Origin of the sequence: Streptomyces flaveus (assembly GCF_014647675.1) — a bacterium.
Lineage (GTDB): Bacteria > Actinomycetota > Actinomycetes > Streptomycetales > Streptomycetaceae > Streptomyces > Streptomyces flaveus.
Genome location: NZ_BMPQ01000030.1, coordinates 77,613 through 91,978 on the forward strand (window position 1 = coordinate 77,613; position 14,366 = coordinate 91,978).

The window sequence follows — 14,366 nt, forward strand, 5'->3', positions numbered from 1 at the left end:
CTCCGCCAGGTCATGAGCGGGACTTCACGACCGGGACCGCATCAGCGGCTGGATGCGGGTACCGAAGTTCTCGATGCCTTCGAGGAAGTCGTCGAACACCAGCATGATCCCCTTGGTTCCGGAGACCCCGGCGACCTCGTCGAGCATCTTCGCGACGGTCTCGTACGAGCCGACGAGCGTGCCCATGTTGAAGTTCACGGCGCCCTCGGGCAGCGAGATGGTGCGGGCGGTCGAGGAGTCGTCGGCGGTCTTGTCCGTGGCCGATTCCCCCGCCATGTACGCCAGCGCCGCACGGTCGGCGTTGTCGTGGTAGTCCTGCCACTTCGCCTGGGCGGCCTCGTCGGTCTCGTCCGCGATGACCATGAACAGCGACATCGCTCCGACGTCGCGGCCGGTCTCCCGCGCCGCGTCCACGAGCGTGGCCGTGGTGTCCGAGAGCGCGAGCGGGGTGTTCACACCGCTGCCCAGGACGAAGTTGTACTCGGCGTGCTCGGCGGCGAACTTCATTCCGGTGTTGCTCTGGCCCGCGGCAACGATGTCAATGTGCCCGTTCGCCGGCCGCGGTGACAGCACGCAGTCGTCCATCTCGTAGAACTCGCCCTTGAAGTTGCTGACGCCCTCGCTCCACAGCTCCTTCATCACGGTGACGTACTCGACGGCCCGGGCATAGCGGTTGCCGAAGTGTTCGTCCCCGGGCCACAGGCCCATCTGGGAGTACTCGCCCGGCGCCCAGCCGGTGACGATGTTGACGCCGAACCGGCCGGGGGCGATCGAGTCGACCGTCACGGCCATGCGCGCGACGATCGCCGGCGGCAGGACGAGGATCGGTGTCGAGGCGTACAGTTTGATGCGCTCCGTCACGGCGGCCAGGCCTGCCATCAGCGTGAACGACTCGAGGCAGTGGTCCCAGAACTCGGTCTCGCCGCCGAACCCCTTGAGCTTGATCATCGACAGTGCGAAGTCGAGCCCGTGCTCCTCGGCCTTCTGCACGATGGCCTTGTTCAGTTCGAAGGTGGGCATGTATTGCGGGGAGCTCTTCGATATGAGCCAGCCGTTGTTGCCGATGGGGATGAAGACGCCGATATCCATGCCGCCAGGCTGCCCGTGGGGAAGCCTGTTACACAGGGCTTGAGCGTTACTCCCGTTACACGGCGGGGAGTTGACGATGTGCTCAGCCAACTCCCTTCACCTTCACCGCTGTTGATACCCTGTGGCGCCGCCCGGGGATGAGCGTGAGAATCCTGCGAAGCGTGGTTTTGACCGAGATGAGAACGATAAGGTCCGCGGCATGAACGCACGGCTGGCTTTGCTGAGCACGGTTGTCCCCGGTGTCACGGAAAGTGAACTCTTCCGGCTCGCACTCCAGCATGCGGTGGGCGAGTTGGGCGCCCTGGGCGGAACGGTTCATCTTCGTGGCCCCATGTCCGCGCTGCGCCTGGTGTCGGCGGCCGGTCTCCCTCCCGCCCTCACCCGCCCCTGGGAGATCCTCGACCAGGAGGGCCCGCTGGCCCCGGCCCGTGCCCTGCACCAGGGCAGTGGCGTATGGGTGCCGCTGGAATCCGACGGGCTCGCCGACCCGGCCGGCCGCCCCGATCCCGCCGGACTTCCGGCGGAAGCGGCGGACGTCACGTGGCCCGGCACCGGCCTGGCCGCCCTACCGGTGTTCAGCGGGGACCGCAGCATCGGCGCGCTCACCCTCCTGATGGGCGACGGGGGCGAGCCCACCCCGGAGCAGTGGGACTTCCTGCGGGCCGTGATCGCCTGGACCGAGGAGCGCATGGTGCAGGCGCCGCCGCCGTCCGGGCCCTCCCAGACGGAGCTGAGCGGAGAGCGCCTGCGGCAGGCGATGAAGGAGGTCAGCGTCGGCTCGTGGGACTGGAACATCCAGACCGGCGACCTGATCTGGGACGAGGCGGCCCTCGAGCTCTACGGCACCAGGCCCGAGGACTTCACCGGCAAGATCGAGAACTGGATGAGGATCGTCCACCCCGACGACCTGGCGCCGACGCTGGCGGCGGCGCAGGGGGCGATACGGGAGCACGGCGTGTACGAGGCCGAGTACCGGGTGCGCAAACTGGACGGAACCTGGGGCTGGACCCAGGCCCGCGGCAGGGCGACGTACGACGAACAGGGCGAAGCCCACCGGATGATCGGCGTGGGCTGGGACAGCAACGAGCCCCGCACCGCCCGTGACGCCCTCAGCCGAGCCCTGCGCCACATGAGCGACGGCTTCCTGGCGGTGGACGACGCATGGCGGATCACCTTCGCCAACCTGGAGGCGGAACGCATGCTCGGCTTCTCCGAGGAGGAGTTGTTCGGCCGCATCCTGTGGGACCTGCCCTCCGCCCGGCAGGTCCCCGGACTGGAGAGCCGCTGCCGACGGGCCGCGGCCGAGGAGAGGCCCGCCGGCTTCGACGTACACGTGCCGGACAGCGGGCGCCGCTACCACCTGCGGCTGGTCCCGGGACCCGACGGCCGCACCCTCTACTTCACCGACGTCACCGAGAAGCGGCGCCTCGCGGAGGAGCACCGGGTGGCCGAACGCGCCGTGTCCGAACGAGCGGCCCGGATCACGGAGCTGACCACGGCACTCGCCAAGGCGACGACCTCACAGGACGTGGTGGACGCGGTCGCCCGGCGGGTGCTGCCGCCGTTCGCCGCCACCAGCCTTGTGGTGCAGGTGCGCGAGGGCGACCGGCTGTGCAACGTCGGGTCCGTCGGCTACCCGGAAGACTTCCTCGACCGGCTCGACAGCCGCGAGCCGATCCAGCCCAACCCGCTCTGGGACGCGATCCTGGCCGGCACGCCGCTGTTCCTGTCCTCCCCGCAGGAATTCGCCACGCGCTACCCCGGACGGGCCGACCTGCCCGGCCACGCCGGCAAACAGGCCTGGGCGTTTCTGCCGCTGACCGCCTCCGGCCACACGTTCGGGGTGTGCGTCGTGGCCTTCGACCGTCCGCGCCGCCTCACCGACGAGGAGCGCACCCTGCTGACCACGATCACCGCCCTCGTCGCGCAGGCCCTGGAAAGGGCCCGGCTCTACGACGCCGAGCACGGCCGGTCCCGCGAACTCCAGCGCAGTCTGCTTCCCCGGGGCCTGCCCGACCTGCCCGCGTGCACGGCCGCCGCCCGCTACCTCCCCGCCGGACAGGGCATGGACGTGGGCGGCGACTGGTACGACATCATCCCGCTCTCCGGCGGACAGGTCGCCCTCGTCGTAGGCGACGTCATGGGCCACGGCCTGCCCGAGGCGGCCACGATGGGCCGGCTGCGCACCGCCGTCCACACCCTGGCCGACCTCGAACTGCCCCCCGACGAGATCATGAGCCACCTCAACGACATCGTCGGCGGCATGGGCGAGGAGTCGTACGTCACCTGCCTGTACGCGCTCTACGACTCCACCACCCGGGTCTGCTCCATAGCCCGCGCCGGGCACCCGCCGCCCGCCCTCGTCAGCCCCGACGGCACCGTGCACTTCCCGGAGCTGGCCGCCGACCCGCCCCTTGGCGCGGCGGAACCGCCGTTCGAGACGGTCGAGTTGACCGTCCCCGAGGGAAGCCTGCTCGTCCTCTACACCGACGGCCTGGTCGAGTCGGCGAAGCGGGAGATCGACGAGGGCATGGCGGAACTGGCCCGACTCCTGCACACCGCCCACGAGGACGGCACCGACGCGGACCTGGAGCGCCTCTGCGACACCCTGACGGAGGGTCTGCTCCCCACCGAGCACCAGGCGGCCGACGACGCGGCGTTCCTCATCGCCCGCCTCCACGCCCTGACCGGCGACAAGATCGCCTCCTGGCCACTCCCCGACGACCCGAAAGCGGCCGGCCAGGCCCGCCGCCACGTCCGCGAGCAGCTCTCCGCCTGGGGCCTTGACGGCCTGACGCCCACCACGGAACTCCTGGCCAGCGAACTCGTGGGCAACGTCGTACGCCACGCCAAGGGCCCGGTCCGCCTGCGCCTGCTGCACGGCGCCGAGCTGATCTGCGAGGTCTTCGACGGCAGCCTGACGATGCCCCGCATCCGCCGCGCGACGGAAACCGACGAGGGAGGCCGCGGCCTGCAACTGGTCACGGCGCTCTCCCAACGCTGGGGCACGCGCTACACGCCGACAGGGAAGTGCATCTGGACCGAACAGGCCCTGCTCGGCCCCGACAGCCACAAAGAACCGCCGCTCCCTTCCCTGGACCTGACGTTCCTGGACACAGGGGACTTCGACGGAGACTTGGACGCGCTTCCCTTCGGGGACCAGAGCCTGTAGGCCCACGCGTCCTGGAACGTACGGAACGCTCATCCGGTCGGAGGGACGGCGCGGTGAGAGCGAGGCGGGCTTCTGCCGGTGGCTGGTGGCTGGTGGCCGGATGCAGGCGGTCAGCGACTCTTGTGCCGGGTGGGCTCTGTGGCCGGGGGCTGTGTTGCTGCCCAGCTGGTGAGGAGCTTGAGCCGGTCTTCGTCGGCGGTGCCCGGCTCGGCGGTGTAGAAGGTCAGTTCGTGCACCGCCCGGTTGGACACTGGCAGGTCCAGAGCGCGGAAGGTCAGCTCCAGGCGGCCGACCTCGGGGTGCTGCAGCCGCTTGACGCCCTCGTGGCGGATGCGGACGTCGTGCCTGGCCCACCTGGTGCGGAACTCGGGGCTGAGCGTGGACAGTTCGCCGATGAGCTCGCGCAGGACCCGGTCGTGGGGCTCGCGCGCGGCTTCGGCCAGCGCGGCAACAAAAATGGATAGGTCAATCCGATTGCTAGACTGGTCGGCATGACTCCTGACGCCCACCATCCCGACGGCCCCGCCGCTCAGCCGCTGCGCAGCGATGCCGAGCGCAACCGGGAGCGGATCATCGCCGCCGCGCGTACGGTGTTCGCGCGCGACGGCCTGAGCGCCTCGATGGCCTCCGTGGCCCGCGAGGCGGGCGTGGGCATCGCCACCATGTTCCGCCGCTTCCCCACGAAGGAGGAGCTGGTCGACGCGGTCTTCTCCGACCGCATGGGCGCCTACGCCGACGCGGTCACCGTCGCCCTGGAAGACCCCGACCCCTGGAACGGTTTCGTCGGTTACATCGAGGCCGCCTGCGCGATGCAGGCTGCCGACAGCGGCTTCGCCGACGTCCTGACCATGACCTTCCCCACCGCCAAGGTCCTGGAGGCCCGCCGCAGCGAGGCCTACCAGGCCATGCTGCGCCTCATCGACCGCGCCAAGGCCACCGGCCGCCTGCGCGAGGACTTCGACCCCTCGGACCTGGTGCTGATCCACATGGCCAACGCCGGCGTCGTCAACGCCTGCGGCGACGCCGCCCCGGATGCCTGGCGACGCGTCGTCGCCTTGGTGATCCAGTCCTTGGAGGCTCCCGCCCGCGGCCCCCTGCCCGCCTCACCCGGGCACGAACCCCTCTACAAGGCCATGCTCCGCGCCGGCCAGGGCACCACCACACCGCCGCCGGGCAAGAGCAGCTGACCTCAGGGCCGGATCACCGTGCCGAGACGCGGCACAACAGCAGTATTACGAGGCAACGATCCGCATTGCGGTCATCAACGAGTTCCTCCTCGTCGCGCGTGCGGGCCAGAAAGTCCTTGAACGCGGACGACGTACCGCGCGAGGGTTGATCAGTGCCGGGTCGACGTAGGACGGGTCGGTGGTCGTGGTGCCGTCGGCAATGTCCGGCAGAACTGAACCCTCCTCCTCGATCGCGCCGCGGACCGGAACACCGCGGCGCGATCAGGGTTCGATGAGGGGCGGGTACGGCTCGGTGTGCTGTCAGTCGCGGGGGAAGCCGTCGTCGTCGAGCTTGAAGACGAGCTCGGCCTCGTCGCGCTTGGTGGTGTGCAGCTCCCAGTACAGAGGGGTGATCTGCTCGGGCCGGGCCGCCTCCACGCCGGGAATGACGGAGACGCCGATCGAGGAGTCGATGCCGACGTGGGCGGCCTGGATGCCGGTACCGGCGTCGGCCAGCTCCTTGTGCAGGTTCATCACCCAGTTGCGCAGCGCCGCGGCGGCGGCGTTGACGTTGGCGACCCGCGGGTCGGGCCAGATCGAGCCGGCACCGGTGGTGTAGAGCAGGGTGCCTGCGCCGGCCTCGCGCATCGCCGGCAACACCGCCCGGGTGGCGGCGATGGCCCCGTAGAGCTGGAAGTTCATCTCGAACTCCACATCGGACGGTTCGGTGGTGGCCGGAGCGGTCAGCGTGGTGACGCCGAACGTCCCCACCGGGGAGTACTCCAGGACGTCGATCCCGCCGAAGTGTGCGGCGGTGTCCTTGAGTGCCTGGGTGAGCGCGCTGCGGTCGAGTACGTCTGCGGGGAACGCGGCGGCGGTGATGCCCTCGGCGCCGAGCTTGCCGACGAGGTCGTCGAGCTTGTCGCGGTTACGGGCGATCAGGGCGACGTCGAAGCCCTGGGAGCCGAAGGTGCGGGCGATGGCCAGGCCCATCTGGGGCCCGGCTCCGACGATGGCGATGCTGGTCACAGCAAGTCCTTTCTCGGAAGACTCATGGCAGCGAAAGTCGGATAGTTCTATCCACTTTTTGAATCGGATAGGCCCTTCCGGTTCACTGTCGCCACCGTAACATAAAAATGGATAGGCCAATCCGATTGATGGGATCGGCCTGCCCTGCGCCGGCGTTCGGAAGGAGCGGCTGCCTGCTGACCTGGACTTCGACAGTCCGACGGGGCGGTGGGCGGTGTCGTGGAGGTGCTCGCGGTTGGCGGTGATGCCGGGGGCGCAGCGGGTGGCCGAGGATCTCCAGGGCCCGGTTGGCGATGATCTCCTTGCCTCCCGCCGGGTCGCGCTCGATGTGTGCGCCCTGCGCCATCTGATGCTCCTCGTCGCTGCCGCCGAACGTGAGCCGGTATGTCGACGCGGGACCCCTTGACAGGCCGCCACCTCCGGCTCCAGTGTTACCGACCAACATGCAGAACGCAATATATTGCATATGGCAGGAGGTCTCATGAGCACCGCGCAGCCCCACCCCACCAGCACAGACACCCCACCAACCCGGCCCTCAGGGTTCTGGCGGCGATGTCTCCGGATGCCGATCGGAGCCCAGTCGATCATCGCCGTCGGTCTCGGAGCCCTCATCGGATCCCTCGCCCCGTCCGCGGGCGAGCAGATGAAGATCCTCGGGGAGGTGTTCCTGAACCTGGTGCAGGTCGTCGTCCTGCCCCTGGTCTTCCCGCTCATCGTGCTGGGCATCGCCCGCATGGAGTCGGTCAAGAAGGTCGGCCGTATCGCCGGCAAGGCGATCCTCTACTTCGAGCTCGTCACCACCGTCATCCTGCTGATCGCGGTGGGCCTGGCCAAGTTCACGGGCATCGGCAAGGGCGCCCCCGTCGAGAGGGCCGACGCCAAGGGCCTGGACGGCATGAGCCAGGGCATCGACTTCCACGAGCTGGTCCTGCACGCCGTGCCGAAGAACATCTTCGCCGCGTTCGGCGAGGGCAACCTGCTCGGCGCGATCGTCTTCGCCCTCCTCGTGGGCGTGGCGATGGCCGCGATCGGAGAGAAATCCGAGCCCTTCGCTTCGGTGCTGGAGTCCGTCGCCGCGGTGATGTTCAAGGTCGTCGGCTACGTCATCCGCATCGCGCCGCTGGGCGTGCTCGGCTTCATCTCCTACGACGTCGCCCACTACGGCTTCGGCAACCTGCGCAGCCTGATCGGCTTCATCGCCGTCGTCTACGCGGGCCTGGCCATCGTCATCGGCGTGCTCTTCCCGCTCATCGCCGCGATCTACCGCATCCGCTACGTCGACCTGCTGAAGTCGATCGCCGGGCTGGCCGGGATCGCCTTCGTCACCCGCAGCTCCGAGTCCGTCCTGGCCCCGCTGATGGGCAAGCTCGAAGCGTTCGGCCTCAGCCGGTCCACGACCTCGTTCGTCGTCCCGCTCGGCTACTCCTTCAACACCGACGGTTCCGTCCTCTACCAGGCCGCCGCCCTGGTCTTCCTCGCCAACGCGTACGGCGCGGACACGTCCCTGCCCGCACTGCTGCTCATGGTCGGCGTGCTGGTGATCCTCTCCAAGGGCATGGCCGGCGTCGCCTCCGCCTCCATCGTCGTCCTCATCGCCGCCGGCAACTCCGTCGGCCTGCCCGCCGAAGGCGTCGCACTGCTCCTCGGAGTGGACTTCATCGTCGACATGGCCCGCACCGGCGTGAACGTCATCGGCAACTCCCTTGCAGCCGCCGTCGTCGACAGCTCCGAGAGCAGGCGCGAAGCCAAACGCGGCACCCGCGAAATCTCCCGTACCCCGGCCGAGCCCGAGGCCACAGCCCTCCAGAAGGAACCCGCACAGTGACCACCACCCGCACGGCCACCGCGGAGATCATCGGCATCCTCGGCGGCATGGGCCCGGCCGCCACCGCCGACTTCTACGCCAAGCTCGTCGCGACCACTCCCGGTTCCAGCGACCAGGACCACCTCCGGACGGTCATCTGGTCCGACCCCACCACTCCCGACCGCACCGAGGCCCTGCTCGGCGACGGCCCCGACCCCACTCCCTGGCTCCTCAACGGCAGTCGCGTCCTGCGTGAGGCGGGCGCCACGGTCATCGCCATCCCGTGCAACACCGCGCACGCCTTCGTCCCGCGCATCGCCCACCACGTGGGCCTGCCCATCGTCCACATGATCGGCGAAGTCGCCCTGCACCTCACCACGTTGAGCCCCCGCGTCCACACCGCCGGACTGCTCGCCACCAGCGGCACCGTCCGGGCCGGCCTGTACCAGGAGTGGCTGGACCGCTCCGGTATCCGTCTCGTCCTGCCCGATGCCGCCAGCCAGGACCGCGAGGTCATGGCCGCCATCCACGCGGTGAAAGCGGGCATCCGTGATGACACCACGACCGCGCTCCTGGCATGCGCCGCACAGCGCCTGACAGAACAGGGTGCGCAGGCGGTGATCGCCGGCTGCACCGAAATCCCCCTCGGGCTGCCCGCCGACGCCGTCGACGTCCCCCTCATCGACCCGGCTCTCGTCCTGGCCCAGGCCCTGGTCCGCCGGGCCAGAACCGATCGCGCAGCCGGATAGGGCGAGGAAGAGCGATGTACTGTACGCAATATGTCACTCGACAGCCCTGTCTCCCGCCGCCTCCTCAGTGACGAGGTCTTCCACCGGCTGCGCGACTCCATCGTGCGCGGAGAGCTCGTCCCCGGCGAGAAGGTCAGGGACGGCGAGCTCGCCGAGCGCCTCGGTCTCAGCCGTACCCCGGTACGCGAGGCGCTCGCCCGGCTCGCCGACATCGGCCTGGTCGAGGCCAAACCCGGCGTCTACACCCGCATCACCACCCTCAACCGCCGCGACGTCGAAAAGACCCTCGCCGTCCTGCGCTCCCTCGACCAACTAGCCATCGAGACAGCCGTGCCGGTCATGACCGAGCAGGACCTCCAGCACATGCGCGAGGCCAATCACGACTTCGAACGGGCCGTCGCCGCCAACGACACCACCGCAGCGCTCGCCGCCGACGACCGCTTCCACGCCGTCCCCATCGCGGCCGCGGACAACCCCGTACTCAGCCGGATCGTCGAGCAACTGCACCCGCAGATCCACCGCATCCTCTACCGCAAGTTCTCCACCCTGCTCGGCGGCCGCAACACCATCGAACACCACGACCAACTCATCGACGTCTGCGCAGGCGGCGACGCCCGCGCGGCCGCCGAACTCTCCGGACACCACTGGTCCGAGCTCGGCGGACACATCAACGAGCTCTTCGACACCAACCAGTTCGCTGAGCCTGCCACCGGTTAGGCAGCCGGTCTCTGCCGGCAATGGCCGGGCTCCATACCGACAACGGTTCATCCGTACGCGGCTCTGCGCTTCAGCTCGTACGCCGACATCAGGTCCCCTGGAGGCTGCCGGACTCCGGAATGGTTTCTATTCCAGGGGAGGAGCGGTGGTCCGGCGCGGCACCAGTGTGGGGGAGAGCTTGATCTGGACCGGCGCCTTGTGACGGTCGGCGATCCGCTCCAGGAGGAGGCGGGCGGCGTTCTCGCCGATCTCGTGGCCCGCCTGGTCGACGCTGGTGAGTGAAATCGGACCGAAGGAGGCGAACGTCGTGTTGTCGTAGCCGGCCACCGAGATGTCACCGGGAACGGACACCCCGGCTTCGGTGAGCGCCTCCAGCACACCCATGGCGACGATGTCCGCACCGGCGAAGACAGCCGTGGGCGGGCGGCGGCGCGCGAGCAGTTCCTTGGCACCGTCGTACCCGCCCTGCTGGGTGTAGGTGGTGGAGACGATGTCGATCTCCTCCGCGAGGCCGAAGGACCGCATGGCCTGCCGGTATCCGTCGGCGCGCTGGGCGTTGGGCATCTCCGCGATGCGCGTCGGGTCGGTTTCGTGGTGCTCGATGTGGGCGATCCGGCGGTGGCCGAGGTCGGCGAGGTGACCGACGACCAACGACGCGCCCGTCACGTCGTCGTCCGTCACGGTGTCGTACACCGGGGAATGCCCGTGGCGGCCGACGACCACGGTCGGTACGACGGAGGCGACGTGTTCGATATGGGCGCGCGGTGACACCGGGGCGATCAGGATGATGCCGTCCATCCCACGGTCGATCATGGCCTCCGTGACGCGTGCCTCCGCCTTCTCGTCGTTGCAGCCGCCAGGCCCCAGAAAGACCTGGTAGTCCGTGTCCGCGAGCCGGCCGGTGATCCCGTCGAGGATCTCCGGGAAGAAGGGGTTGCGGATGTCGGGCAGCATCACGCCGATGGTGTACGTCTGCCCGCGCAGGCCCCTGGCCCCCGCGTGCGGCCGGTAGCCGAGCTCGTCGATCGACCGGCGCACCTTCGCGCGCATCTCGGGACTGGCTCCGTAGGCGTTGCGCAGCACCTTGGAGACAGCGGTGGTGGACACCTGGGCGTGACGTGCCACGTCGACGATCGTGACGCGGCGAGGTGGTGCTGGCGGCTCCATCCCGGTGCCCTCCGGCGAAGTGGGGAACGTTGCCGCAGAGTGTACGGCGGAGCTGCAGCTCAGTGAGGCGCAGTCGTGAGCCTTGAGCCGCATCCCAGCGGGTCGTCGAGTGCCGTGGAACGTGTCGCCGCCGTAACAGTTGCGCAGCTTGCGCGGCATCTTGACGTCACGCGGGGCGCTCTCTAGGGTCTGGCAGCACCCTTTGGAAAACGTTACCCACTGGACCGCACCCTGGACGCCCTTACTGGGTTTCGGGCCATATCCCCAAGACGTCGAGCCGGCAGATGCCCCACGGTGCCCAGTCGACCGGAGCCCTGATCTCACCACCTGTTTGAAACGTTTCAAGGAGGAAGCCCGCTTGTGACCCTTGCCCCGAACGAGCAACTTCCGGACCACGACCACTTCCCGCACGCGGCGCCGGCAGCGCACGCCCGCCGACCGCGCACCGCGCCCCCCTGGTGGTTCGTGCTGCCCGCACTGCTGCTCTTCGTCTTCGTCGTCCTGGTGCCGAGTGCTCGTGGCGTGTACTACGCCTTCACCGACTGGGACGGCCTGGACCCCAACTTCTCCTTCGTCGGGCTGGGCAACTTCGCCGACATGTTCAGCGACGCCGACGCGATGCAGGCCATCTGGCACACGCTGCTGATCGCCGTGTCGATCACGGTCCTCCAGAACGGGCTGGGCCTGTTGCTGGCCCTCGGGGTCAACACGGCCATCAAGTCCCGGAACGTGCTCAGGGTCTTCCTGTTCGCTCCGGCCGTGATCACCCCGATCGTCACCGCCTACCTCTGGCGCAACCTGCTCGGCCCCGACGGCGGGGCCAACAGCCTGCTGGGCGTGGTCGGCCTCGACGGCTCGCGGCAGGACTGGCTGGGCGATCCGCAGCTCGCGCTGTGGGCGGTGGTCGGAGTGATCGTCTGGCAGTACGCGGGCTACTCGATGGTCATCTTCCTGGCCGGGCTCCAGTCGGTGCCCAAGGAGATCCATGAGGCCGCGGAGATCGACGGGGCGGGTCCCGTACGGCGCTTCTGGTCGGTGACCCGTCCGCTGCTGGCTCCGGCGTTCACCATCAACCTGATGCTGTCGATCATCGGCGGGATCAAACTCTTCGACCAGGTATACGCGTTGACGGGCGGGGGACCGGGACACGCCACCGACACCATCTCCACGCTGATCTACAAGGACGCCTTCACGCTCGGCGAGTTCGGCTACAGCATCGCGCTCGCGGTGGTCCTCACGATCATCGTGGCGGTCGCCTCCACGGGTCAGTACCTGGTGCTGTCCCGCAACGAGAGGGCCGCGTCATGAACCGCTACCGCCCGCGCACCCTCGCGCTGGAACTGACGATGATCGCCGCCGCCCTCTTCGTGGGCTTCCCCGTGTACGTCCTGGTCAACTTGGCGGTGCGACCGGCGTCGGACACGTCCTCGCCCATCGAGCCGACCACCTCGCCGACCCTGGACAACTTCACGCAGGCCTGGCAGCAAGGCGCGCTCGGCGGTGCGCTGGCCAACAGCGTGCTGGTGACGGTCTGCAGCGTGACCATCGTGCTGGCCGTTTCCTCGCTCGCCGCGTATCCGCTGGCCCGCGTCACGGCGCGCTGGTCACGCGGCACGTATCTGCTGGTCCTCCTGGGCCTGGTACTGCCCTTCCAACTCGCCTCGCTGCCGCTCTACCAGACCATGCGGGACCTCGGTCTGCTCGGCACCCCTTGGGCCCTGGTCCTCTTCTACTCCGGCCTGCAGGTGCCCTTCACCGTCTTCCTCTACGTCGGCTTCCTGCGAGCCCTGCCCCGTGACTTCGAGGACGCGGCACTGATCGACGGCTGCACACCCCTGCAGGGCTTCCGGTACGTGGTGCTGCCGATGCTCAAACCGGTCACGGTAACGGCCCTGGTACTCAACACGGTCGCCGTCTGGAACGACTTCTTCACCCCGCTGCTGTACCTGAGCGGCAGCGCCCAGCAGACCATGCCGGTCGCGATCGCCGGCTTCGTCGGCCAGTACGTCACCGACTGGAACCTCATCTTCGCCGCACTGGTGATCAGCATCCTGCCCGTCCTGCTCGTCTACTTCGTGCTGCAGCGCAGCATCATCAACGGTTTCGCGGGAGGGCTGAAGGGATGACGCGCGAGTCCCACCCGTCCACCACGGCCGTGGCCTCTTCTTCGAGGGAGACATCATGAAGACACGCATACCGACGGTCCTGTCGGCCGTCGTGACAGCCGCTGCCCTCCTTGCCGCCTGTAGCGGCGGCACCAAGGCCGGCGACTCCGGCGGAGGTGGTGGTTCCAAGACCCTGACGCTCGCCTCGGTCGACCAGGGATCCGTCGAGGACGTCGTGAAAGCCTTCGAGAAGGCCAACCCGGGCGTCAAGGTCCGCTACACCACCAGCGGCGCCGACCAGTACCAGCAGCAGATCCGGACCCAGCTGTCCTCGGGCACGGCACCCGATGTGATGTCGGTCTGGCCGGGCAACGGAAACCCCGGCGCCACGTACGTCCTGGCCAAGCCGGGCTACCTGCGTGACCTCTCGGACCAACCCTGGGCCGCCGAGCTGCCGGACGCGATCAAGAGCGTCGCCCAGTACGAGGGGAAGACGTACAACGCGATCTTCGGGCAGAACGGCATCGGCGCCGTCTACAACCAACAAGCCCTGGAGAAGGCCGGACTCACGCCCCCGGACACCTGGAAGGATCTGCTGGCCTTCTGCCGGGCCGCGGCCGACAAGGGAACTCCCGCCTTCGCGCTGGGCAACCAGGACAACTGGGTGACCCAGCTCGTCCAGTACGCGCTGGTCGCCACGACCGTCTACGGCGACGACCGCGACTTCGACAAGAAGATGCAGACCGGCCAGGCCACCTTCGCCCAGTCGCAGTGGACCACCGCCCTGGACAAGTACCTGACGATGGAGAAGACCGGCTGCTTCCAGAAGAACCCGCTGGGCACCAACTACGAAGCCAGCCAAGGCCTCGCCGCCACCGGCAGGACGCTCGGCATCATCCAGGGCAACTGGGTGATCGCCCTCCTCAAGCAGAAGAACCCGCAGGGCACGTTCACGTTCAAGGCGCTGCCGGCCACTGACGATCCGTCAGCGACGATCGTGCCGGCTGCGGCGGGTGCGGGCTACGGAGTGAACGCCAAGGCGAAGAACGAGGACCTCGCGCTGAAGTTCGTGAACTTCGTGATGTCTCCCGAGGGCATGAACCTGTTTGTCAAGAAGCAGGGCGGTCTGCCCTCCCTGCCCGACACGGGCTATGCGGTGGACCCGTCGCTGGCCGAACTGTCCACGTTCATCAGGGCGGGCCGCACGGTGCCGTTCATGGACCAGCTCTGGCCCAACGCCAAGGTGCAGCAGACCATGCTCAGCGGACTCCAGGAGATCTTCAGCGACCAGTCCACGCCCGAAGAGCTCCTCAAGGAAATGGACGCCGATTACAAGGCCGGGAGCTGACCACGGAGCTGTCCGGCACG

Annotated in this window: 12 protein-coding genes; 8 read left to right on the plus strand and 4 right to left on the minus strand. The window is 68.6% G+C overall.

The genetic code is table 11. From position 1 onward, the window contains the following. Nucleotides 1-24 precede the first annotated feature (24 nt). Nucleotides 25-1,089, minus strand: a complete 1,065-nt coding sequence (gene rutA / locus IEZ21_RS37755; RefSeq protein ID WP_189326342.1) for a pyrimidine utilization protein A — start codon at nucleotides 1,087-1,089, stop codon at nucleotides 25-27. Between the two features lie 199 nt (nucleotides 1,090-1,288). On the opposite strand from rutA, the gene IEZ21_RS37760 reads away from it, so the two are divergent. Next, nucleotides 1,289-4,261: a SpoIIE family protein phosphatase gene (locus IEZ21_RS37760; RefSeq protein ID WP_189326343.1), complete on the plus strand. Its 2,973-nt coding sequence runs from the start codon at nucleotides 1,289-1,291 to the stop codon at nucleotides 4,259-4,261. A 110-nt stretch (nucleotides 4,262-4,371) separates the two neighbouring features. On the opposite strand, the gene IEZ21_RS37765 is transcribed toward IEZ21_RS37760, so the two are convergent. Further along, the gene (locus IEZ21_RS37765; RefSeq protein WP_189326344.1) at nucleotides 4,372-4,773 is read right to left on the minus strand and encodes an MmyB family transcriptional regulator; all 402 of its coding nucleotides are present in this window, start codon (nucleotides 4,771-4,773) and stop codon (nucleotides 4,372-4,374) included. On the opposite strand from IEZ21_RS37765, the gene IEZ21_RS37770 reads away from it, so the two are divergent. Then, on the plus strand, nucleotides 4,753-5,448 hold the full coding sequence (locus IEZ21_RS37770; protein ID WP_189326345.1) for a TetR/AcrR family transcriptional regulator: 696 nt from the start codon (nucleotides 4,753-4,755) through the stop codon (nucleotides 5,446-5,448). The two genes, IEZ21_RS37765 and IEZ21_RS37770, sit on opposite strands and share 21 nt — an antisense overlap. A 300-nt stretch (nucleotides 5,449-5,748) precedes the next feature. Here the strand turns inward: IEZ21_RS37770 and IEZ21_RS37775 are convergent, their stop codons facing one another. After that, complete coding sequence (locus IEZ21_RS37775; RefSeq protein WP_189326346.1) at nucleotides 5,749-6,456, minus strand: SDR family NAD(P)-dependent oxidoreductase; 708 nt, start codon at nucleotides 6,454-6,456, stop codon at nucleotides 5,749-5,751. A 562-nt stretch (nucleotides 6,457-7,018) separates the two neighbouring features. On the opposite strand from IEZ21_RS37775, the gene IEZ21_RS37780 reads away from it, so the two are divergent. Genes IEZ21_RS37780 through IEZ21_RS37790 form a run of 3 tightly spaced genes read left to right on the plus strand, consistent with a single transcriptional unit; the run spans nucleotide 7,019 to nucleotide 9,726 of the window. Then, nucleotides 7,019-8,281, plus strand: coding sequence for a dicarboxylate/amino acid:cation symporter (locus tag IEZ21_RS37780; RefSeq protein ID WP_189326347.1), 1,263 nt, complete (start codon nucleotides 7,019-7,021; stop codon nucleotides 8,279-8,281). Next, a complete protein-coding gene (cuyB, locus tag IEZ21_RS37785; protein WP_246568547.1) occupies nucleotides 8,278-9,009 on the plus strand; it encodes a cysteate racemase in 732 nt (243 codons plus the stop codon). The genes IEZ21_RS37780 and cuyB overlap by 4 nt, the downstream gene beginning before the upstream one ends. A gap of 30 nt (nucleotides 9,010-9,039) precedes the next feature. After that, entirely contained in the window at nucleotides 9,040-9,726 is a 687-nt protein-coding gene (locus tag IEZ21_RS37790; RefSeq protein WP_189326348.1) for a GntR family transcriptional regulator, read from the plus strand. A 126-nt stretch (nucleotides 9,727-9,852) separates the two neighbouring features. On the opposite strand, the gene IEZ21_RS37795 is transcribed toward IEZ21_RS37790, so the two are convergent. Then, a complete protein-coding gene (locus tag IEZ21_RS37795; protein WP_189326349.1) occupies nucleotides 9,853-10,893 on the minus strand; it encodes a LacI family DNA-binding transcriptional regulator in 1,041 nt (346 codons plus the stop codon). Between the two features lie 360 nt (nucleotides 10,894-11,253). On the opposite strand from IEZ21_RS37795, the gene IEZ21_RS37800 reads away from it, so the two are divergent. From IEZ21_RS37800 to IEZ21_RS37810, 3 genes are read left to right on the plus strand one after another with little or no spacing between them, the layout of a single operon-like run. Further along, on the plus strand, nucleotides 11,254-12,201 hold the full coding sequence (locus tag IEZ21_RS37800) for a carbohydrate ABC transporter permease (RefSeq protein ID WP_189326350.1): 948 nt from the start codon (nucleotides 11,254-11,256) through the stop codon (nucleotides 12,199-12,201). Continuing rightward, nucleotides 12,198-13,019: a carbohydrate ABC transporter permease gene (locus IEZ21_RS37805; RefSeq protein ID WP_033328768.1), complete on the plus strand. Its 822-nt coding sequence runs from the start codon at nucleotides 12,198-12,200 to the stop codon at nucleotides 13,017-13,019. The genes IEZ21_RS37800 and IEZ21_RS37805 overlap by 4 nt, the downstream gene beginning before the upstream one ends. Before the next feature lie 55 nt (nucleotides 13,020-13,074). After that, complete coding sequence (locus IEZ21_RS37810; protein ID WP_189326351.1) at nucleotides 13,075-14,346, plus strand: ABC transporter substrate-binding protein; 1,272 nt, start codon at nucleotides 13,075-13,077, stop codon at nucleotides 14,344-14,346. Nucleotides 14,347-14,366 lie beyond the last annotated feature (20 nt).